This window comes from Aquitalea sp. ASV15 (genome assembly GCF_016429115.1).
Classification (GTDB): domain Bacteria; phylum Pseudomonadota; class Gammaproteobacteria; order Burkholderiales; family Chromobacteriaceae; genus Aquitalea; species Aquitalea magnusonii.
Genome location: NZ_JAELTZ010000043.1, coordinates 1 through 22,132, shown reverse-complemented (window position 1 = coordinate 22,132; position 22,132 = coordinate 1). Strand labels below are relative to the sequence as shown.

21 protein-coding genes are annotated in these 22,132 nt (G+C 60.8%); 6 read left to right on the top strand and 15 right to left on the bottom strand.

Features of this window, described 5'->3' with window-relative positions:
- Position 1 precedes the first annotated feature (1 nt).
- The 3 genes from hrpA (at position 2) to JHD64_RS16420 (ending at position 6,436) form a co-directional block, all read left to right on the top strand.
- Positions 2-3,943, top strand: coding sequence for an ATP-dependent RNA helicase HrpA (gene hrpA / locus JHD64_RS16430; RefSeq protein ID WP_199054243.1), 3,942 nt, complete (start codon positions 2-4; stop codon positions 3,941-3,943).
- A gap of 85 nt (positions 3,944-4,028) precedes the next feature.
- Positions 4,029-5,162, top strand: coding sequence for an HD-GYP domain-containing protein (locus tag JHD64_RS16425; protein ID WP_059285018.1), 1,134 nt, complete (start codon positions 4,029-4,031; stop codon positions 5,160-5,162).
- 116 nt (positions 5,163-5,278) lie between these two features.
- On the top strand, positions 5,279-6,436 hold the full coding sequence (locus tag JHD64_RS16420; RefSeq protein WP_199054235.1) for an HD-GYP domain-containing protein: 1,158 nt from the start codon (positions 5,279-5,281) through the stop codon (positions 6,434-6,436).
- A 72-nt stretch (positions 6,437-6,508) separates the two neighbouring features.
- Here the strand turns inward: JHD64_RS16420 and nagZ are convergent, their stop codons facing one another.
- From nagZ to rpoE, 15 genes are all read right to left on the bottom strand, one after another.
- The gene (nagZ, locus tag JHD64_RS16415) at positions 6,509-7,591 is read right to left on the bottom strand and encodes a beta-N-acetylhexosaminidase (RefSeq protein ID WP_199054233.1); all 1,083 of its coding nucleotides are present in this window, start codon (positions 7,589-7,591) and stop codon (positions 6,509-6,511) included.
- Between the two features lie 50 nt (positions 7,592-7,641).
- Positions 7,642-8,043, bottom strand: a complete 402-nt coding sequence (acpS, locus tag JHD64_RS16410; RefSeq protein WP_199054230.1) for a holo-ACP synthase — start codon at positions 8,041-8,043, stop codon at positions 7,642-7,644.
- 20 nt (positions 8,044-8,063) lie between these two features.
- A complete protein-coding gene (gene pdxJ, locus JHD64_RS16405) occupies positions 8,064-8,792 on the bottom strand; it encodes a pyridoxine 5'-phosphate synthase (protein ID WP_059285021.1) in 729 nt (242 codons plus the stop codon).
- A 23-nt stretch (positions 8,793-8,815) separates the two neighbouring features.
- Positions 8,816-9,544, bottom strand: coding sequence for a DNA repair protein RecO (gene recO / locus JHD64_RS16400; RefSeq protein WP_199054228.1), 729 nt, complete (start codon positions 9,542-9,544; stop codon positions 8,816-8,818).
- Entirely contained in the window at positions 9,541-9,876 is a 336-nt protein-coding gene (locus JHD64_RS16395; RefSeq protein ID WP_059285023.1) for an antibiotic biosynthesis monooxygenase, read from the bottom strand. Before JHD64_RS16395 ends, recO begins: the two co-directional genes overlap by 4 nt.
- A complete protein-coding gene (era, locus tag JHD64_RS16390; RefSeq protein ID WP_059285024.1) occupies positions 9,876-10,766 on the bottom strand; it encodes a GTPase Era in 891 nt (296 codons plus the stop codon). The genes JHD64_RS16395 and era overlap by 1 nt, the downstream gene beginning before the upstream one ends.
- Positions 10,763-11,473, bottom strand: coding sequence for a ribonuclease III (gene rnc / locus JHD64_RS16385; protein WP_059285025.1), 711 nt, complete (start codon positions 11,471-11,473; stop codon positions 10,763-10,765). Before rnc ends, era begins: the two co-directional genes overlap by 4 nt.
- A 5-nt stretch (positions 11,474-11,478) precedes the next feature.
- Positions 11,479-11,835, bottom strand: a complete 357-nt coding sequence (locus JHD64_RS16380; protein WP_199054226.1) for a DUF4845 domain-containing protein — start codon at positions 11,833-11,835, stop codon at positions 11,479-11,481.
- A 26-nt stretch (positions 11,836-11,861) separates the two neighbouring features.
- Positions 11,862-12,824 carry a signal peptidase I gene (lepB, locus tag JHD64_RS16375; RefSeq protein WP_059285027.1) on the bottom strand — a complete coding sequence of 321 codons (963 nt, stop codon included), beginning with the start codon at positions 12,822-12,824 and terminating at the stop codon, positions 11,862-11,864.
- The gene (lepA, locus tag JHD64_RS16370) at positions 12,825-14,618 is read right to left on the bottom strand and encodes a translation elongation factor 4 (protein WP_059285028.1); all 1,794 of its coding nucleotides are present in this window, start codon (positions 14,616-14,618) and stop codon (positions 12,825-12,827) included.
- Between the two features lie 65 nt (positions 14,619-14,683).
- Complete coding sequence (locus JHD64_RS16365; protein WP_059285029.1) at positions 14,684-14,923, bottom strand: glutaredoxin family protein; 240 nt, start codon at positions 14,921-14,923, stop codon at positions 14,684-14,686.
- Positions 14,920-16,335: a DegQ family serine endoprotease gene (locus tag JHD64_RS16360; protein WP_199054225.1), complete on the bottom strand. Its 1,416-nt coding sequence runs from the start codon at positions 16,333-16,335 to the stop codon at positions 14,920-14,922. The genes JHD64_RS16365 and JHD64_RS16360 overlap by 4 nt, the downstream gene beginning before the upstream one ends.
- Before the next feature lie 95 nt (positions 16,336-16,430).
- Entirely contained in the window at positions 16,431-17,387 is a 957-nt protein-coding gene (locus JHD64_RS16355; RefSeq protein WP_199054223.1) for a MucB/RseB C-terminal domain-containing protein, read from the bottom strand.
- Entirely contained in the window at positions 17,387-17,860 is a 474-nt protein-coding gene (locus JHD64_RS16350; RefSeq protein ID WP_199054216.1) for a sigma-E factor negative regulatory protein, read from the bottom strand. The genes JHD64_RS16355 and JHD64_RS16350 overlap by 1 nt, the downstream gene beginning before the upstream one ends.
- 3 nt (positions 17,861-17,863) lie before the next feature.
- Entirely contained in the window at positions 17,864-18,463 is a 600-nt protein-coding gene (rpoE, locus tag JHD64_RS16345; protein WP_059287003.1) for an RNA polymerase sigma factor RpoE, read from the bottom strand.
- Between the two features lie 241 nt (positions 18,464-18,704).
- On the opposite strand from rpoE, the gene prpB reads away from it, so the two are divergent.
- The 3 genes from prpB to JHD64_RS16330 form a co-directional block, all read left to right on the top strand.
- Positions 18,705-19,586 (top strand): methylisocitrate lyase, encoded by an 882-nt coding sequence (prpB, locus tag JHD64_RS16340; RefSeq protein WP_059287002.1) that lies wholly within the window; start codon positions 18,705-18,707, stop codon positions 19,584-19,586.
- Between the two features lie 137 nt (positions 19,587-19,723).
- A complete protein-coding gene (gene prpC / locus JHD64_RS16335) occupies positions 19,724-20,872 on the top strand; it encodes a 2-methylcitrate synthase (RefSeq protein ID WP_059287001.1) in 1,149 nt (382 codons plus the stop codon).
- 69 nt (positions 20,873-20,941) lie between these two features.
- A partial coding sequence (locus tag JHD64_RS16330) for an aconitase family protein (RefSeq protein ID WP_255524376.1) occupies positions 20,942-22,132 on the top strand: 1,191 nt, incomplete at its 3' end.

Below are 22,132 nucleotides of genomic sequence, written 5' to 3'. Positions count from 1 at the left end.
GATGACCACCCCAGTCCAGCAGCTGTCCCAACTGAAAACCCGCCTTGCCCACTGCCTGATCCGTGATCGCCATGTCTTGCGCCGCAAGCTGAACGATGCCGGCGAGCGGCTGAAAAAAGGCCAGCCTGCCGACAAGCAACTGGCCGACATCAGCCAGCAACTGGAACGCTCGGCCGCCCGCGTCGAGGCCCGCCGCCAGCACATGCCGCGCCCGCAGTTTGACGACGCTCTGCCGGTCAACCAGAAGCTGGACGACATCAAGGCGGCCATTGCCGCGCATCAGGTGGTGATCATCTGCGGCGAAACCGGCTCGGGCAAAACCACGCAGATCCCCAAGATCTGCCTGGAGCTGGGCCGTGGCGTGTACGGGCTGATCGGCCACACCCAGCCGCGCCGGCTGGCCGCGCGCTCGGTAGCCACCCGCATTGCGCAGGAGCTGGGCTCGCAGCTGGGCGAGCATGTCGGTTTCAAGGTGCGCTTTACCGACAAGCTGTCGGACAAGTCCGTGATCAAGCTGATGACCGACGGCATCATGCTGGCGGAAACCCAGACCGACCGTTATCTGGAAGCCTACGACACCATCATCATCGACGAGGCGCACGAACGCAGCCTCAACATCGACTTCCTGCTGGGCTTTCTCAAGCAGCTGCTGCCGCGCCGCCCCGACCTGAAAATCATCATCACCTCGGCCACCATCGACGCCGACCGCTTTGCCCGCCATTTCGATGGCGCACCGGTGATTGAAGTGTCCGGCCGCACCTTCCCGGTGGAGGTACGCTATCGCCCGCTCAAGCAGCGCGACGAGGACGAGCGCGAAATGGAAATGGAAGACGCCATTGTCGATGCTGCCGACGAGCTGTCACGTCAGGGCCCCGGCGACATGCTGGTTTTCCTGCCGGGCGAGCGCGAAATCCGCGAAACGGCGGAAAAGCTGCGCAAATCCGGCATTCGCGGTTATGAAATCCTGCCGCTGTTTGCCCGTCTGTCCAATGAGGATCAGCAGAAAATCTTCAAACCCTCTGGCGGACGGCGCATCGTGCTGGCCACCAATGTGGCGGAAACCTCGCTCACCGTACCGGGCATCAAGTATGTGATCGACACCGGCCTGGCCCGGCTTAACCGCTACAGCCCGCGCGCCAAGGTGGAACTGCTGCAGGTGGAAAAGATTTCGCAGGCAGCCGCCCGCCAGCGCGCCGGTCGTTGCGGCCGGGTCGAGGCCGGCATCTGCGTGCGCCTGTATAGCGAAGAAGACTTCAACGCCCGCCCGGCCTTTACCGACCCGGAAATCATCCGCTCCAACCTGGCGGCAGTGATTCTGCGCATGGCCGCACTGCGGCTGGGTCAGGTGGATGCCTTCCCCTTTCTGGAAGCCCCCAGCAGCCGCCTGATTGCCGACGGCTACCAGGTACTGACCGAACTGGGCGCGGTCACCGACAATAACGAACTCACCGCGGTGGGCAAGGAGCTGGCGCGCATCCCGGTGGACCCGAAGGTGGGTCGGCTGCTGCTGGCCGGCCGCGATTTCGGCTGCATGCGCGAGGTGCTGATCATCGCCTCGGCCCTGTCCATCCAGGACCCGCGCGAACGCCCCTTCGAAGCACGCGAAGCCGCCGAACGCGCCCAGGCGCGCTTTAACGACGAAAAATCCGACTTCCTGTCCTATCTGCATCTATGGGACTTCTTCAGCGAAGCGCTCAAGCACAAGAAATCCAACCGCCTGCTGGTGAATACCTGCCACGAGCATTTCCTGTCCTATCTGCGCCTGCGCGAGTGGCGCGAGCTGCACGGCCAGCTGGCGGAAATTGCCAGCGAACTGGGGCTGATCAAGCGTGAAGACGCCCATGCCGATGCCGAACAGCCCGGTGCCCAGCTATCGCAGAAAAAACGCCAGCAACTGGATGCCGTGGCCTACGAAAACCTGCACAAGGCGCTGCTGACCGGCCTGGTGGGCAATATCGGCATGAAGAATCTGGAAGGCGACGACTACATGGGCGCCCGCGGCGTCAGTTTTCATGTTTTCCCCGGCTCCGGCCTGAAAAAGAGCAAGCCCAAGTGGCTGGTGGCGGCCGAGCTGGTGGAAACCACCCGCCTCTATGCCCGCTGCGTGGCCAAGATCGAGCCGGAATGGGTGGAAAAACTGGCCTCCCACCTGGTGAAATACCACTATTTTGAACCGCACTGGGAAAAGAGCCGGGGCGAAGTGGTGGCCAGCGAACGCGTCACCCTGTATGGCCTGACGCTGATACCGCGTCGCGCCGTCAGCTATGGCCGCATTGCGCCCCAGGAAGCGCGCGAGCTGTTTATCCGCGGCGCCCTGGTAAACATGGATTACGTCAGCAATGCGCCCTTCTTCCAACGCAACCAGCAGTTGATCCGCGAAGTGGAACAGCTGGAACACAAGGCGCGTCGTCAGGACGTACTGGTGGATGAAGAAGCGCTGTATGCCTTCTATCACGAGCGTATTGGCAGCGAAGTAGTGGATGCCGCCAGCTTTGAAGCCTGGCGCAAGGAAGCGGAAAAAACCGCGCCCAAGCTGCTGCACCTGACGCGCGAAGAATTGATGCGCCATGCCGCCCAGCACGTCACGGAAAACCAGTTCCCGGAATGGCTGGAACTGGAAGACGGCAAGCTGCGGCTGAAATACCGCTTCGAACCCCGCCATCCACTGGATGGCGTTACCATGGATGTGCCGCTGGCCATTCTCAACCGCCTGCAGCCAGCACAGTTCGAATGGCTGGTACCGGGCATGATTCGCGAAAAACTGCAGCAGCTGATCAAGGGCCTGCCCAAGCAGGTGCGGCGCTGCTGCGTGCCGGTGCCGGATTTCGTCACCCGCTTCCTCAGCAGCAATCCTGACCAACAGCAGCCGATAGCCGGCCAGCTGGCCCATTTCATCCTGCGCGAAACCGGCGGCGTCAAAGTCGACATTGATGCCTTCAAGCAGCAGGAGCTGCCGGAACATCTGCTGTTCAACTTCCGCATCATCGACGACGGCAAGCAGGAAATCGGCCTGGGGCGCGATCTGCTCGCCCTGCAGAAGCAGTTTGGCCAGGCTGCCCAGCTCACCTTCCGCGACAGCAGTGCCGACTTTGAGCGCGACGAAGTCAGCAGCTGGGATTTTGGCGAACTGCCGGAAAGCATCCAGTTTGCCCGCGGCCGCCAGCAGCTTACCGGCTTTCCGGCGCTGACACTGGAACAGGACAAGGTGGCCATCCGCCTGTTCGATACCCAGCCGGAGGCCGAACGCCATCACCGTGCCGGGGTGATCCGCCTGCTGCAATTGCAGCTGAAGGAGCAGATGAAGCAGCTGGGCAAGGGCCTGTCCGGCATGACCCAGATCGGCCTCAACCTGCGCAATGTGGCCAATGTGGAACAATTGCTGGCCGATGCCATTGCCTGCATCTGCGACCGCGCCTTTATCGGCGAGGACCCGTTGCCACGCAACGAAAAAGCCTTCAACGAGCAGAAAACCCGCGCCCGTACCCGCCTGCCGGCGGTGATCCAGGCGGTCACCCAGTATCTGAGTCAGGTTGGCAGCGAGTACATGCCGCTCTATAACAAGTTACAGAAGCATCGTCTGGGGCCAGAGCTGCAACAGCAGCTGGGCAAGCTGGTTTACCCCGGCTTCCTCTACGACACGCCCTGGTCGCAGCTGCCCCACCTCACCCGTTACATGCGCGCCATGAGCCTGCGCATGGACAAGCAGCCGGCCAATCCGCAACGCGATGGCCAGCGCGCAGCCGAGATACGCGAACTGTGGAACAAATGGGAAGCACGCATGGCCAGCGAGCGGGAGGCCGGCGAACCCTCGCCCGCGCTAAGGGATTTCCGCTGGCAACTGGAAGAACTGCGCGTCAGCCTGTTTGCACAGGAATTGAAGACGCCCTATCCTGTATCAGTGAAACGCTTGCAAAAAGCCTGGCAAGACCTGCCAAAACAATGATGATGATCAATCATTGCTGGCGAAAATGGCTGGCATATGCGATGACGAAAACATAGAATGCTAGGCCAATCCGAAACAATGCACCATGTCCGACAATAATCTTTCCGACAAGCCCAAATCGAGCGCCATTTCCATCGGCAAGGAATTGCCGATGGATGTCTACGCCAAGAACGGCATTCTGCTGCTCAAGCGTGGTCATTATGTGCTGTCGCCGGACATGAAGCATCGACTGATCAAGCTGGGCTTCACCGAGCAGCCCATCGAGGTGAAACCGGCGGAAAAGACCCCGGACACCTATCGCAAAGGTCAGTCGCTATTCGAGGAAATCGTCTTCCTGCAGCAAAGAGTGCGCAATATGCTGCAGCACGCACTGACCCAGCCCGATCTGGAACAGCGCGTGCGCGCCATCGCCCAGACCATCGTCGCGCTGAGCGAACGCCACCCGGACGGCCTGCTGGCCTCCATGCTGCTGCTGCCCTTCCAGGAATACGGCGTGGCGCACTCCTTGCACACCACGGCCCTGCTGGCGCTGATCACCCGTCAGATGAAGCTGCCACCCGGCCACCGCGAAGTGCTGCTGTGCGCCGCGCTCACCATGAATGTCTCGCAGATCGAGCTGCAGAATGAATTGTTCAGTCACGAAGGGGAGCTGACGCCCCAGCACCATAGCGCCATCAAGGAACACCCCCTGCTCAGCTCGGCCATCCTGCGTGAAGCCGGCATCGAAAACGAGCTGTGGCACGCGCTGGTACAGACCCACCATGAAAACTGGCAGGGAACCGGCTATCCCTTCGGCTTGGATCGCAAGCAGATCCTGCCGCCGGCGCATTTGCTGCATCTGGCCGACATCACCTGCGCCAAGCTGGCGCCACGCCGCTATCGCAGCGCACAGCTGCCCGCCACGGCGCTGGGCCAGCTGTTCCAGCGCAAGGATGTGGATTTTGATGCAGCCTTCACCACCATGCTGATCCGCGAACTGGGCATTTATCCGCCAGGCAGCTTTGTCAAACTGGTCAATGATGAAATTGCCGTGGTGCTGGCGCGTCGCGACAAGCCGAGCGAACCGCAGGTGGCGGCGCTGCGCAAGGCGGACGGCCCGGCCTATGCCGAAGTCCTGTTGCGGGAAACCAGCAACCCGCAATACAAGATTGCCGGCCCCTGCGCATCCAGCCTGGCCGGCGTACGCATCTCCTTTCTCGCCAGCTTGTGGAAGGTCTGAGCCGGCGGCACTGCCGGTATAAAGCCAAGCACCAGACAGTCCATCGGCTTATAATTGCGGCTGCTGCGCCACCTTGCTGACGCAGCGCCCGCAACCCACGCCGACAGCATCGCCGCATGAACACCCGCAACAAGACGCAACTGCATGACAAGGTAGTGCCCGAACAGATTCTCATGGGCAAGGAACTGCCGCTGGATGTTTATGCCAAGAACGGCCTGTTGCTGCTGAGCAAGGGGCATTTCGTGCTGAGCGACCGTCAGCGTGAAAAGCTGCTGGAAATGGGCTATGCGGTAAACGGCAACAAGCTGGATGCCGTCAGCCTGCCCGAAGCCGACCCGATGATGGTGCGCGAGAGCGTGCTGCACGAGATGGCCTTTCTGCAACAACGTACCCGCACCCTGCTCAACTATGCCCTGCAACTGGAAGACTTCCCGCGCAAGGTCAACCTGCTGGTGCGCGATATCGTCAGCCTGAGCGAACAACACCCCGATGGCGTGATTGCCAGCCTGCTGCTGGTGCCATTCAACGAGTACGGCCCGGCCCATGCCCTGCATACCACCGCCCTGCTGGCCCTGCTCTGCCGCCGCATTCCGCACTTGAGCAATGCGCAGCGCAATACCGTGCTGGCCGCAGCGCTCACCATGAACATGTCGATCTGCCAGCTGCAGAACACCCTGTATCACCAGCAGGAAGCACTGACGCCCCAGCAGGAAGAAGAAATCGCCGGCCACCCCTTGATGAGCTCGGCCATTCTGCGCGAGGCCGGTGTCACCGACGAGCTGTGGCACTGGCTGGTGCAGACCCATCATGAGTCCTGGCTGGGCAATGGCTATCCCTATGGTCTGGCCCGTGGCGAAATCGAATCACTGGCCCACATCCTGCACATGGCCGACATCACCTGCGCCAAGCTGACCCCGCGCAGTTATCGCGCCGGCATGGTGCCGGCGGCCGCACTGGGACATTTGTTCCAGCGCAAGGACACCGAATTCGACCCGGCCTACACCACCTTGCTGATCAAGGAACTGGGCATTTACCCGCCTGGCAGCTTTGTCAAACTGGCCAATGATGAAATCGGCGTGGTACTGGCACGCCGCGAAAAGGCCAGCGAGCCGCAAGTGGCCGCCATCCGCCATGGCGATGGTCCGGCCTATATCGATGCGCTGATTCGTGACACCAGCCTGCCGGCCCACAAGGTGGTCTCGCCTTGCCCCGCCGCCATGGCCGGCGTACGCGCCTCGCACCTGGCACGGCTGTGGCGTACCCAGCCCAGCTGAACTGTCGACTGAACTGTCAGCTGCAAAAGCAAAAAGCCGGCAAATGCCGGCTTTTTGCTTGAATCAACGCGCTTAACTGGCCTCTCCAACAGCGGGCCCCTGCAACACGTTTTGCGGAATGGCCAGCGCCTTCACCTCTACCTGGCGCGCAGCAAAGGCCGGACTGAGGATTGCCTGCTGCCAGCCGGCAATGTCTCCGGTGCCGGCCATGCGCTGCAAACGCTCGGCCAGACGCGGCTGGGCTGGCGGCTGCAGTCCTGCCAGCACTTCGTCGGCACGTTCCGGCTGATTGCACACCAGCACCATATCGCAACCTGCCGCCAGTGCAGCTTCGGCACGCTCGACAAAGCTGCCTGCGCCGGCGGCACCTTCCATGCCCAGGTCGTCCGAGAAGATGACGCCATCAAAAGCCAGCTTGCCGCGCAGGATGTCTTGCAGCCATACCGGTGAGAAGCCGGCCGGGCGGCTGTCCACTGCCGGGTACACCACATGGGCCGGCATCACCGAACCCATGCCAGCCGCAGCCAGGCGGGCAAACGGAATCAAATCGTCGGCTTCCAGCTGGGCCAGGCTGCGGTCGTCCTGTGGCATCACGAAATGACTGTCACCAGCAACAAAGCCGTGACCGGGGAAGTGCTTGCCGCAGGTGGCCATGCCGCCCTGCTGCAAGCCGCGCTGCAGCGCCAGTGCCAGTTCGCTGACAATCTGCGGATCACGGTGGAAGGCGCGGTTGCCGATGACGGCGCAGCGGCCCCAATCCAGATCCAGCACCGGGGTGAAGGACAGGTCGATGCCACAGGCGCGCAATTCCGCCGCCAGCACCACGCCCACATCCTCGGCGGCGGCGCGTGCGGCCGCCTCATCCTGCTGCCACAGCTCACCCAGCACACTCATCGGTGGCAAGCGGGTGAAACCTTCCAGAAAACGCTGGACCCGGCCGCCCTCGTGATCGACGGCGATCAGCAGCGCGGGATGGCGCAGGCTGCGGATTTCGGCAGTCAATGCCTTGAGCTGTTCGATATTCTGGAAATTGCGGCGAAACAGGATGACACCGCCTACCAGCGGATGCGACAGACGCGTGCGCTCTGCTGCGCTCAGGCTGAAACCGGCTACATCCACCATGACCGGACCACGTTGCAGCGACAAGGCTTGCATGGCTGATACTCCAAACAGTGCGAGGGCCGGGCGGCCCTCAGGATTGATTCTCAGGCAAGGATAGACCGGGACTCATCCCGCTCCAATACCACAAAGGCCAGGGCGTGTTCGCGCTCGTCGCTAATGGAAACATGGCTGCGTCCCACCCCGCGCTGCACCAGGAAGTCCTGCAACTCCGCGCCGAACTCCAGCATGGGCTTGCCTTGTGCATCGTGGCTGACGGCAATGGCCGTCAGCAGTACCGGAGCGACCACCCCGGTGCCCACCGCCTTGGACAGCGCTTCCTTGACGGCAAAGCGCTTGGCAAGGAAACGGGCCTGGTCGGCCGCTGCCAGGAAGGCCGGCATTTCTGCCTCGGCCAGAATGCGCCGGCCGGCCTTGTCGCCCCAGCGTTGCAGCAGGCCCTGCATGCGGGCGATTTCCACCATATCGGTGCCAATGCCGTAGATCATCTGCCCGCTCCTGTCCTGCTTCAGCCCTGGCGGGCTTGCTGCATCAGCGCCTTCATGTCGCGCACCGCGCGGTCCAGGCCGACAAACACCGCCTGGCCGATGATGGCATGGCCGATATTCAGCTCGGTGATTTGCGGGATGGCGGCAATCGGTTTGACATTGTGATAGTTCAGCCCGTGGCCGGCATTCACCACCATGCCCAGCTCGGCAGCAAAGGCAGCGGCGCCACGGATGCGTGCCAGCTCGGCTTCGCGCTCGGCCGCATGGATTGCATCGGCATAAGCACCGGTGTGCAGCTCGATCACGCGGGCACCGGCCTCGTAAGCCTTGCTGATCTGGGCGCGATCCGGATCGATGAAAATGGACACGCGGATGCCGGCTTGCTGCAGGGTTTCGGTGTAATGACAGACATCGGCATAGTGGCCCAGCACATCCAGCCCGCCTTCGGTGGTGACTTCTTCGCGCTTTTCCGGCACCAGGCACACGTCTTCCGGGGCCACGGCCAATGCATTGGCCAGCATTTCCGGCGTCATGGCCATTTCCAGGTTCATGCGGGTCTTGATCACCTGACGCATGGCCACCACGTCGGCATCCTGAATGTGGCGACGGTCTTCACGCAGATGCAGGGTGATCAGGTCGGCGCCAGCGGTTTCCGCCACCAGTGCCGCCTCGATCGGGCTGGGGTAGCGGGTGCCACGCGCCTGGCGCAGGGTGGCAACATGGTCGATATTCACACCTAGCAAAATCATTTTCAGCTCCTGTTGCGCAGGCCTCAGTCGGCAATGGCGTTGATGGCCTGCAAGAGTTCACGCGAGGCCAATGGCTCCTCGCCCAGCAAATCAGTCAGCAGCAAGCGCAGCAGGCTGCGCGCGGCACGGCGGGTGCTGGCGGCGGCATAGTCATCCGCCTCGATGGCCAGCAATGCGGCACCGGGCAAGCACAGCGAGGGCCCAGCCGGCTCGCCGCTCGCCCGCTCCGGCAGGGCACCGCCCCGGCACAGGTAGTCGGCCGCCGGGTCGATCAGTTCGCCATGCACATCACAGGCGAAGCTGCCGGCATAACCCAAGGCTTGCAACAGCCGCAATTCGTAACGGCGCAGCACGCCGGACAGGGAATGGGCCTGTGCGAGCGCCCGCACCGCCTGGTCATAAATGGTGAAGGCGCGTGGCTCGGCATCATCGCGCGCCGTCAGCTTCAGCATCAGCTCATTGAGATAAAAACCACACACCAGGCGGAGGCCGGATAGCTGCGGCACGCCGCCATTCCATTCTGCCGTGTGCAGGGTGCGCACTTCACCCTTGCCAAACCAGGACAGGGTCAGTGGCTGGAACGGCAGCAGTACGCCGCGCACATCCGCCCGTGGCCGGCGGGCGCCACGCGCCACCAGGGTGAAACGGCCATGCTGGGGCGTAAGTACCTCTACCAGCAGGCTGGTTTCACGGTAGGGCTGGGTGTGCAGCAGGTAGCCGGGCTGGCGGTCTACCCTGCCCGGCTGGCTCATGCGTCCCGGTCCTGTCCGCTGGCATGGGCACGCTCAACCCGCGCCACTTTGAGCGAGAAATCGCGATACCACACTTCCCGCCCCAGCTTTTGCGCGACCAGATGCTCGGCATGCTGGCGCCAGGCGGCAATGGCTTCCACGCTGTCCCAGTAGGAAACGGTAATGCCAAAGCCGGCACTGTCGCGCGCACTTTCCGCCCCCAGATAACCGGGCTGGACTTCGGCCAGCCGCAACATGCGCTCAGCCATGGCGGCATAGCCCTGGTCGGCAGCGCTACGTTGCGAGGAAAAGATCACCGCCCAGTAAGGCGGTGCAGGCAGCTTGAGCGGCATCAGTTCAGGCCGAATTCCCGCAGGAAGCGCACATCGTCCGCCCAGCCGGATTTGACCTTGACCCATACTTGCAGGAAGACCTTGCCATCGAACAGTTTTTCCATGTCGAGGCGGGCTTCGGTGGAGATTTTCTTGAGCTTTTCGCCACCCTTGCCAATCACGATGGGTTTCTGGTTTTCCTTGTCCACCAGAATGGCGATATGGATGCGGCGCAGCGCGCCATCCATTTCGAACATTTCCACTTCCACATTCATTTCATACGGCAGCTCTTCGCCCAGATAGCGGAACAGCTTTTCGCGCACGATTTCGGCGGACAGGAAGCGCTCGCTCTTGTCGGTAACCATGTCATCCGGATACAGCGGCATGGATTCCGGCAGATGCGGCCGCACCTTGTCCAGCAGCTCGGACAGGCGCTGGCCGTGCTTGGCACTGACCACTTCGCAGTCGGCGAACTGGAATTCGGCGCGCACGCCATCGATGAATTCCTGCAGCAGGAACTTGTCCTTGACCTTGTCCAGCTTGTTGACCACCAGGATGACCGGGGTGTGCTTGGGCAACAGTGCCATCACTTCGCGGTCGGCTGCGCTGCAGCGCATGGCTTCCAGAATGAACAGCACGCAGTCGACACTGCCCAGCGAGTCTTTCACGCTCTTGTTCAGCGTCTCGTTGAGTGCGCCCTTGTGAAAGGTCTGAAAGCCCGGCGTATCGACAAAAATGAACTGGGCCTTGTCTTCGGTATGAATGCCGTTGACGCGATGGCGCGTGGTTTGCGCCTTTTTCGAGGTAATGCTGACTTTCTGGCCGATGAGATGGTTCATCAGCGTGGATTTGCCCACATTGGGACGGCCGACGATGGCAACAAAGCCACAGTGATATGCGTGTTCGGTCATGGATGTTTCTTGCCTGTGGCCAGTTTTTGTTCAAGAAGCAGCAGTGCGGCTTCGGCGGCCTGCTGTTCGGCGGCGCGGCGGCTACCGCCCTCACCGCTGGATTCGATCATCAGCTCGCCCAGATCGCACACGACCTTGAACCATTGTTCGTGGGCTTCGCCGCTCTGGGTCTGGATGCGGTATTTGGGCAAGGGCCATTTGCGCGCCTGCAGGGCTTCCTGCAAGCGGGTCTTGGCATCCTTGGCATGCTTGGTGGGGTCGATGGCAGCCACGCGGCCGGCGTACAGGCGGCGGACCACCTGTTCGGCGCGCTGGAAATCCGCATCGAAACTGACGGCGGCAAAGGTGGCTTCCAGCGCATCGGCCAGAATCGACGGGCGGTTGAAGCCGCCGCTTTTCAGCTCGCCCTCACCCAGATACAGGTATTCACCCAGCTTGAGCTCATGGGCGATCTCGGCCAGGGTGTTCTGGTTGACCAGATTGGCGCGCAAGCGTGACAGCTCGCCTTCACTCAGGCGCGGAAACTGGTCGAACAGCATGCGCGCCACGGTGTAATTGAGAATGCTGTCGCCAATGAATTCGAATCGCTCGTTATTGGAGGCGGCATAGCTGCGATGTGTCAGCGCCTGGCGCAGCAGATCGGGCTTCTGGAATGCATAATCCAGCGCCTGTGACAGGCGCCGGAATCGGGTTTCAACTTGGTTCACTGTAGTTACTGGGGTGTCTGTCCGGCCTGGGTATCGAAATCGAAAGCCAGGCTGACATTGGCAAACAGCGGAACTTCGCGGCGATAGGCTGCGCGCACGAACACGGTGTTGGCGGTGGTGATGATGGTGAGGTTTTCCGGCTTGATCGACGAAATGTCGCCGACCATGGCGTGGTTCATGAATTCCCGGCGCAGTTCGGTTTCGCCCTTGCCGGTTTCCCCGGCCATGGCGGTGACCGCCTTGCGTACCTCGGCATACTCGTTGTACACCGGCAGCACCTTGCCGGCCAGCAGGAAGCCGGCGCCGAGAATGAGCATGATGAACAACACCGAAATGACTGACAAACCTCGCTGACGCTGCATGAAACTCCCCCTGCCGGAAAACGGTGTCAATGAATGGTCTTGCCGATACGCGACAGCGAACTGAAGTTCATCCAGATCAGGAAGGCCTTGCCTACCATCAGACGATCTTCCACAAAGCCCCAGTAACGGCCATCCAGGCTGTTGTCGCGGTTGTCGCCCAGCATGAAGTAATGGCCGGCCGGTACCTTGCACACAAAGCCGTTGTCGTCATACTGGCACTGGTCGCGATAGGGGAAATCCGCCACCTGCCCCAGCGCCACCACCGGTGCGTCAGGAATATTCAACACCTGGTAGGACTTGCCATCCATCACTTCCTTGAACTGGTCATTGTGAATCATGGCCATGCCCTGCTCAAGATACTCGTAAGTGCCGTCTTTTTCATCCGGCACCGGCTTGCCATTGATGGTCAGGCGCTTGTTGCGGTATTCCACCACATCACCAGCCACACCGATCACCCGCTTGATGTAATTCACCTTCGGATTGGGCGGATAGTTGAACACCACCACATCGCCACGGCTGACCTTGCCCACCGGCACCAGCACATTATTCAGCACCGGCACGCGGATGCCATAGGCAAACTTGTTGACCAAGATGAAGTCGCCCACCACCAGGCCCGGGCGCATCGAGCTGCTGGGAATCTGGAAGGGCTCCACCAAAAAGGAGCGCAGCAGGAATACCACCAGGATGACCGGGAAAAAACCACGCGAATATTCGACAAAGTGTCCGGGCTCTCCAGCACGTTTCCGCGCCAGCACCCATTTGTCCAGGCCCCATACCACGCCGGTAATCAGCACGAACACCAGCATCACCGCGGTGAAGCTCATGTAATTGGACAACAGGCCGAAACCACCGATGACCAGGGCCAGATAGCCCCACTGCACCGAAACCGGCCAGTCCTTGGCACCGGCCTCGCGCTGTCCGCCAAAAGCCACCAGCATGCCACCAACGATGACGGCCACGGTAAACACCCAGAACAGGTTTTCGCCCACTTATTTTTCCCCTACTTGAAGAATGGCCAGGAAAGCCTCTTGCGGGATTTCCACATTACCCACCTGCTTCATGCGCTTCTTGCCGGCTTTTTGTTTTTCCAGCAGCTTTTTCTTACGGGTGATGTCGCCGCCGTAGCACTTGGCCAGTACGTTCTTGCGCAGGGCCTTGACGGTTTCACGGGCAATGATATGCCCGCCAATGGCCGCCTGCACAGCGATATCAAACATCTGGCGCGGGATCAGTTCGCGCATTTTCGATACCAGTTCGCGGCCGCGGTACACGCTGGAAGCACGGTGCACGATCAGGCTGAGCGCATCCACCTTCTCGCTGTTGACCAGCACATCCAGCTTCACCAGATCGGCGCACTGGAATTCCTTGAACTCATAATCCAGCGAGGCATAGCCGCGGCTGGTGGACTTGAGGCGGTCAAAGAAGTCCATCACCACTTCATTCATCGGCATGTCGTAAGTGAGCATGACCTGCCGGCCCAGATACTGCATATTGCGCTGCACGCCGCGCTTCAGGGTACACAGGGTGATCACTGCGCCGACATAGTCTTGCGGCACCAGGATATGGGCGGTGATGATGGGTTCGCGGATTTCTTCCACCTTGCCCGGGTCCGGTAGGCGCGACGGGTTGTCGACATGGATCACGCTGCCGTCTTTCAACACCAGCTCGTACACCACGGTCGGTGCCGTGGTGATCAGGTCCATGTCGAATTCGCGCTCCAGCCGTTCCTGCACGATTTCCAGGTGCAGCAGGCCCAGGAAGCCGCAACGGAAACCAAAGCCCAATGCCTGCGACACCTCGGGTTCGTACTTGAGCGAGGCATCGTTCAGCTGCAGTTTTTCCAGCGCATCGCGCAGGGCTTCATAATCGTGGCTTTCCACCGGATACAGACCGGCAAACACCTGTGACTGCACTTCCTTGAAGCCCGGCAGGGCTTCGGTGGCCGGTGTTTTCATCAGGGTGATGGTGTCACCCACCTTGGCCGATTTCAGTTCCTTGATACCGGCGATGATGAAGCCTACCTCACCGGCGTTCAGCACATCACGCTGCACCGACTTGGGCGAGAACACGCCCACTTGCTCCACCAGGTGCTCGGCACCGGTGGCCATGAACTTGATCTTGTCCTTGGGACGGATCTGGCCGTCCTTGACGCGCACCAGCATCACCACGCCGACATAGTTGTCGAACCAGGAATCGATGATCAGCGCCTTGAGCGGGCCATCCGGATTTCCTTCCGGCGGCGGAATCTTGCTGACCACCACTTCGAGGATGTCCTGGATGCCAATGCCGGACTTGGCCGAGGCACGCACCGCATCAATGGCTTCGATGCCGATGATGTCTTCGATTTCCTGGCAGACACGCTCCGGCTCGGCAGCCGGCAGGTCGATCTTGTTGAGCACCGGCACCACTTCAACCCCCAGGTCGATGGCGGTGTAGCAGTTGGCCACGGTTTGCGCTTCCACGCCTTGCGAGGCATCCACCACCAGCAATGCGCCTTCGCAGGCGGACAGCGAGCGGGACACTTCGTAGGAGAAGTCGACGTGTCCCGGGGTGTCGATCAGGTTCAGGTTGTACACCTGACCATCACGCGCCTTGTATTGCAGGGCGGCCGTTTGCGCCTTGATGGTAATGCCGCGCTCTTTCTCGATATCCATCGAGTCGAGCACCTGGGCACTCATTTCGCGCAGTTCGAGGCCACCGCAAAACTGGATGAAGCGGTCGGCCAGGGTCGATTTGCCATGGTCGATATGGGCAATGATCGAGAAATTTCTGATATGTTTCATCGGTATCCAGCAAAAAGATAAGGGCACGCTGGCGTGCCCTCGAACAACTCACACTGGCGCGGATTTTAGCCGATTTCGCCCAAATGTGCAGCCAAAGCAGGAATATCCAGGTGCCAGTGACAAATCTGCTGCTCGCCATCCATCAATACCGGCACCAGTTCATTGAATCTGGCCTCCAGGATAGGGTCGGCATCCACGTCCACCACCTCCAGCGCAAAACCATGCCTGGCCTGCCATGGCTGCAGCTCCGCCAGCATCTGGTGACACAGGCTGCAGTACTCACGGAAATACAAGGTCAGCTTCATTCTTCCCCACCAATGGTCAATGGAATAAACAGGGTCATGCCCTGGCGCAGCACCTGCAAGGCCAGGGTGCCGCCCTTGGGCGTGGAGGTCACCGCGGCCTTGAACTGGCTGAAGCTGCTGATGGCTTCACCACCCAGACCCACGATCACATCGCCGACCTGCAGCCCGGCACGAGCGGCCAGCCCGCTGGCACGCCGCACCTGCAGGCCATACTTGATGCCGGCCTTGGCCAGTTGCTGCGGCGACAATTCGGCCAGCGCCAGCCCCAGTTGCTTCATGTTCTGCGCATCAGGCGTGGCTTGCGGAGCACGGTATTCGCGCTGGGCAGTACGCGCGTCTTCGCTCTTCAGCTCTTCCGGCACCACATTCAGCTTGAGGGTGGCGCGATTGCGCCACACTTCCAGCGCCACCGTCTGCCCCGGACGGATGGCACCAATCAGCCGCGGCAGATCGGAAGACGATGCCACGGCCTGGCCTGCCACCGACAGGATGATATCACCGGCGCGCAATCCGGCCTTGTCTGCCGGACTCTTTTTCTCCACTTCATTCACCAGCGCCCCCACCGGCTTGCTCAGGCCGAAAGAGGCCGCCAGATCCTTGTTCAATTCCTGAATGGCCACGCCGATGCGGCCACGGCTGACCTTGCCGGTGGCTTTCAGCTGATCGGCCACATTCATTGCCACGTCGATGGGAATGGAGAAGGAAATGCCCATGAAGCCGCCAGAGCGGCTGTAAATCTGCGAATTGATGCCGATCACCTCGCCCTTCATATTGAACAGCGGTCCACCGGAGTTGCCGGGATTGACCGCGGCATCGGTCTGCAGGAAGGGGACGAAATTCTCATCCGGCAACAGGCGGTTCTTGGCCGACACGATGCCGGAAGTCACGGTATTCTCGAAACCGAAGGGCGAGCCAATGGCCAGCACCCACTCGCCCACGCGCACATCAGCCATATTGCCCAGCCGCGCCACCGGCAGGTCTTTGGCCTCGATCTTGAGCAGGGCCACATCGGTACGGGCATCCGAGCCAATCACCTTGGCCTTGAATTCGCGCTTGTCGGTCAGGGTGACGGTAATTTCATCCGCACGCGCCACCACATGGGCATTGGTCAGCAGATAGCCATCGGCCGAAATGATGAATCCCGAACCGAGCGAGCGCTCCTGCCGCTCCTGTTGCTGCTGGGGTGCAAAGCGGCGGAAGAATTCGAAAAAGGGATCACCCTCCATGCCTTCCGGCAAGCTGCTGACATTCTGTTTGATGGTCGATGTGGTACTGACATTGACCACCGCCTTGCCCTCGGTTTCGACAATGCGGGCAAAATCGGGCAAATCGGCAGCAAGCACGACAACAGGTTCAACAGTGAAGGCAGATGCCGCCAGCATGGCAGCAACGATCAGCTTTTTGATCGACATGGTCGCTCCATCTTGATGTGGTTTGCACAGAACAACAGGAAAGGAAATTAAAACGGCCCACCTCGCCGCCGCACGGCAAGGCAGGCCTGGCACCATCATGGCCTGAGTGCGATCTTGAGATTGCGGATCATCGCCAGCATGGTGGGTTCGGGCAGATCCCCCACCAGCGTGACCAGATAATCGCCCTGCTCGGCAGTCGCCATATTGACGGCACCGTGCAGATTGACGGCACGCTCCGGGCGGCCTTCAGCCTGCGGTTCGATAAACAGCGACAGCATCACCAGCCCGTCGCTGAACACCATATGCCGCACGGTGCGCTCAGCCTGGCCTGGCAGCGTGCGCTGCACCGCCCGCAGCAGCTTGAAGCCGCTGGGCATGCCGCTTACTTCCGACGGCGCATCGGCATCGAGCGTCATGGCCGGCGCACTGGCGCTGCGCAATACATAGTTCTGCTTGTATTGCGGCCGGAACGCGCCCTTGTCTTTCGGCCCCTGCAATTCGATTTCGGTAAAGGTGAACTGCTCCACCACCTCGCCGGCCGCATTCTGGGTAATCACCTTCAGCGGCAGGAAGCTGGCCGGCTCCACACACATGCGCAGCATGTAGCGCTTGCTGTCTTTCGGCTTGAGCTCCAGCCAGTTGCAATCGCGCTGCGCCACCCGGTCCTTGCCGGAGCGCTTGACCGAATACGACTGGGCGATATTGCCGATATCATCGGGCAGCAAGGCCGGAAACAGGCGCATGGCACTGACCTTGGCAGCAGACAGCGACTTGGCATCCGGCGCGTAACAGCTCAGCTCCAGCCCCTTGCGGATGATTTCACGCGATGGACCATCCAGCGAGCTGCGCTTTTCCTGGATGTTGTCGCCGGAACCGCTGCGCACGATGCGAAAGGTTTCCAGCGAACTGTTCATCTGATGCAGGTAGGTACCGCTCAGTGGCTGCTGCCTTGCGGCGGCAGCCACCTTCTTTACCACCAGCCAGTCATCATCCGCATGGGCAAGCACCGCCACACCCATCAAACAGACCCCGGACAGCTGTGTCAGACGCATCAGTGGCGAACTCCATTGCCGTAGGAAACCTTGTACACGCTCTGATCGGCCGTCATCTCCTGATGCGCAGCCAGATACAGGTCGTCATGCTGCTGCGCCGGCTGCAAGGCGGCAACCGGGACGCCGCGATCTGCCATCACCGAAGCGGCATTACCATGGGACAGCTGCTGCCAGCCCACCACCGCGGCAAAGCTGACGCTGGCCGCCAGCGCCACTGCGCCGGCCCGGCGCGTACGCACCGGGGCAAACCAGCGGCGTGGTGCCAGTACGGTCGGCTCCTTGGCCAGACGCTCGGCAACTTGCTGACGCACATTCACCGCAACATGGCTGTTTGCGCGCATGGCGTCACCAATCAGGTGATAGGCGTCCCAGACCTGCTTCAGTTCCTCTTCATCAGCGATGGCATTGATGGCCCTCTGTGCGTGCTGCCCGTCCAGCTCGCTGTCCATCAGCGCGGATAATTTTTCTTTCATAAGCTACCACCTTCTGTTTTTGGCCGTATCCAGCAGTGGCCGCAATTCGGCAGCAATCGCCTCGCGTGCACGGAAAATCCGCGAGCGCACGGTGCCGATCGGACAGTTCATCACCTGAGCAATCTCTTCGTAGGATAGTCCGTCCATTTCACGCAGTGAAATGGCCGTTCTGAGCTCCTCCGGCAAGGCTTGCACGGCGGCGTTGACCGTCGTCACGATTTCCTTGTTCATCAGCTCGGTTTCAGGCGTGTTCATGTCGGGCACTTGCGACGCCAGGTCGAAGCTCTCGCCATCTTCGTCTTCAAACTCGCTGTTCACCACCGGGCGGCGCCCGGCTGAACTGAGGAAATTCTTGGCAGTATTGATGCCGATTCGGTACAGCCATGTGTAAAACGCGCTCTCGCCGCGAAATGACGGCAAAGCGCGATACGCTTTGATAAATGCCTCTTGCGTCACATCTTCGATGTCCGAGCCGTCGCGAATGAAGCGTGACAAAAGCCTAGCCAGACGACGCTGATATTTTGCAACAAGCAGGTCGAAAGCTCTTTTTTCACCTCGCTGGGCACGCTCCACCAACTGTTGATCGATATCACGATCACTCATGTCGTTGTAATGCTCCCTGAATTGTCCACTGGTTTAGTTGTATGGGCGTCTGTGTGGACACAACACTAGACCGTGGCTCGTGCAATGAGTTCCCCCGAGCTTGCTGCTGCGAAACATACCAGAGCCTGTGCAAAACATGAACCACCTTCGTCAGCGCCGATGATGATAGAGCATTTGCACTCCAACCAAGCACTTGCTAGAATGCTCTGCAATGTCACCCGCATCCATTAAGGACCCCGCCATGAGCACACCCGGTCAACGCTTTCGCCTCGCTGTAGAACAGGAAAAACCGCTGCAAGTCGTAGGCGCTGTCAACGCCTATGCCGCACGTCTGGCCGAACACTCCGGTTTCAAATCCCTGTATCTGTCAGGCGGCGGTGTGGCTGCCTGCTCCTGCGGCATTCCGGACCTGGGCATCACTACGCTGGAAGACGTGCTGATTGATGTGCGCCGCATTACCGATGTGACCGAACTGCCGCTGCTGGTGGATATCGATACCGGCTGGGGTGGTGCTTTCAATATCGCCCGCGCCATCCGCAGCCTGGAAAAAGCCGGTGCCGCCGCGGTGCATATTGAAGACCAGGTACAGCAAAAACGCTGTGGCCATCGCCCCAACAAGGCCATTGTCAGCCAGGAAGAAATGGTAGATCGCGTCAAGGCCGCTACCGATGCGCGCAAGGATGACAGTTTCGTCATCATGGCCCGTACCGATGCCCTGGCGGTGGAAGGACTGGATGCCGCCATCGAACGCGCTGTGGCCTGCGTGGAAGCCGGTGCCGACATGATTTTCCCGGAAGCCATGACCGACCTGGCCATGTACAAGCAATTTGCCGAGGCCGTGGGCGTACCGGTACTGGCCAACATCACCGAATTTGGCTCCACCCCGCTCTACACCACCCAGGAACTGGGCGAAAACGGCGTATCGCTGGTGCTCTACCCGCTGTCCGCCTTCCGCGCCATGAGCCAGGCTGCGCTGAATGTATACGGTGCACTGCGCCGTGACGGCACCCAAAAGAATGTGCTGGACCTGATGCAAACCCGCATGGATCTGTACGAACACCTGGGCTACCACAGCTATGAACAAAAGCTGGATGGGCTGTTTGCCGAAGGCAAAAACAAGTAACTGTCCGCCGAAGGCAAAAACAAATAACTGTCCGTCACCAGCAAGACTGGCAGCAAAACCAATTAGTCAGGCAGCCCCGCGCAGCCTGACCATGCGCACAACAGTAACAGCAGAGAAATTGTCCAAGGAGAAATGGCATGACTGAAGTGGTTCTGACTGGCAAGCCGAAGAAATCGGTCGCCCTGTCCGGCGTTGCCGCCGGCAATACCGCCCTGTGCACGGTTGGCCGTACCGGCAACGACCTGAGCTATCGCGGCTATGACATTCTGGATATCGCCGATCAGTGCGAATTTGAAGAAGTCGCCTATCTGCTGGTGCACGGCAAGCTGCCGAACAAGGCCGAGCTGGCAGGCTACAAGCAAAAGCTGAAAGCCCTGCGTGGCCTGCCACAAGTGGTGAAGAGCGTGCTGGAAGCCCTGCCCGCCTCCGCCCACCCGATGGACGTGATGCGCAGCGGCGTGTCCGCCCTGGGCTGCACCCTGCCGGAAAAGGACGACCACAATATCGCCGGTGCCCGTGATATCGCCGACCGCCTGATGGCTTCCTTCGGCTCCATGCTTCTGTACTGGTACCACTTCAGCCATAACGGCAAGCGCATCGACGTGGAAACCGACGACGACTCCATCGGCGGCCATTTCCTGCACCTGCTGCACGGCGAAAAACCGTCCGAGCTGTGGGTGAAGGCGATGCACACCTCGCTGATCCTGTACGCCGAGCACGAATTCAACGCGTCCACCTTTACCAGCCGCGTGATTGCCGGTACCGGTTCCGACATGTACTCCAGCATTACCGGTGCCATTGGCGCGCTGCGCGGCCCCAAGCACGGCGGTGCCAATGAAGTGGCGTTTGAAATCCAGAAACGTTACGACAATCCGGACGAAGCCGAGGCCGACATCAAGGCCCGCGTGGAACGCAAGGAAGTGGTGATTGGCTTTGGCCACCCGGTGTACACCATCTCCGACCCGCGCAACAAGGTGATCAAGGAAGTGGCGCGCAACCTGTCCGCCGCCGCTGGCGACAGCAAGATGTTCGACATTGCCGAGCGCCTGGAAAGCGTGATGTGGGACATCAAGAAGATGTTCCCCAACCTGGACTGGTTCTCCGCCGTGTCCTACCACATGATGGGCGTACCGACTGCCATGTTCACCCCGCTGTTCGTGATTGCCCGTACCAGCGGCTGGAGCGCACACGTGATCGAGCAACGCATTGACGGCAAGATCATCCGCCCGTCGGCCAACTACACCGGCCCGGACGATCAGGCTTTCGTGCCGCTGGCACAACGCTGATGGTCAGGGGAGCTAAGCCGCAAGGATAGCTCCCCGCTTTGCTTCCACCCTGAGAGTTTTAGCGACGCCATGAACAAAAACTACCGCACCCGATTGCCCGGCAGCCAGCTGGACTACTACGACACCCGCGCCGCCGTTGACGCCATTGCGCCCGGCGCCTATGCCACCCTGCCCTATACCTCGCGCGTACTGGCCGAGCAACTGGTGCGCCGTTGCGAACCGGAACTGCTGACCGACGCGCTCAAGCAACTGATCGAACGCAAGCGCGACCTGGACTTCCCCTGGTATCCGGCACGCGTGGTGTGCCACGACATCCTGGGCCAGACCGCACTGGTCGACCTGGCCGGCCTGCGCGACGCCATTGCCGACAAGGGTGGCGACCCCTCGCTGGTCAACCCGGTGGTGCCGACGCAATTGATCGTCGACCACTCGCTGGCGGTGGAATGTGGTGGTTTCGACCCGCAGGCTTTCGAAAAAAACCGCGCTATCGAAGACCGCCGTAATGAAGACCGTTTCCACTTCATCGAGTGGACCAAGACTGCCTTCAAGAATGTGGATGTGATTCCGGCCGGCAACGGCATCATGCACCAGATCAATCTGGAAAAAATGTCGCCGGTGATCCAGGTGCGCGACGGCGTGGCCTTCCCTGACACCTGTGTCGGCACCGACAGCCACACCCCTCACGTGGATGCGCTGGGCGTGATTGCCATCGGCGTGGGCGGCCTGGAAGCGGAAACCGTGATGCTGGGCCACCCGTCCATGATGCGCCTGCCGGACATCGTCGGCGTCAAGCTCACCGGGCAGCGCCAGCCCGGCATTACCGCCACCGACATCGTGCTGGCGCTCACCGAGTTCCTGCGCAAGGAGCGCGTAGTCGGTGCTTATGTGGAATTCTTTGGCGATGGCGCTGCCAGCCTGTCCATCGGCGACCGTGCCACCATCTCCAATATGTGCCCGGAATATGGCGCCACCGCCGCCATGTTCTACATCGACCAGCAAACCATCGACTACCTCAAGCTGACCGGCCGCGAAGCCGAGCAAGTGGCACTGGTGGAAAACTACGCCAAGGTCAGCGGCCTGTGGGCCGACAGCCTGGCGACGGCACAATACGAACGCGTGCTGGAGTTCGACCTGTCCAGCGTGGTGCGCAATATGGCTGGCCCGTCCAATCCGCACAAGCGCCTGCCCACCTCGGCACTGGCCGAGCGCGGCATTGCGGTTGACCTGGACAAGGCCCGCGCCGAAGAAGCCGAAGGCCTG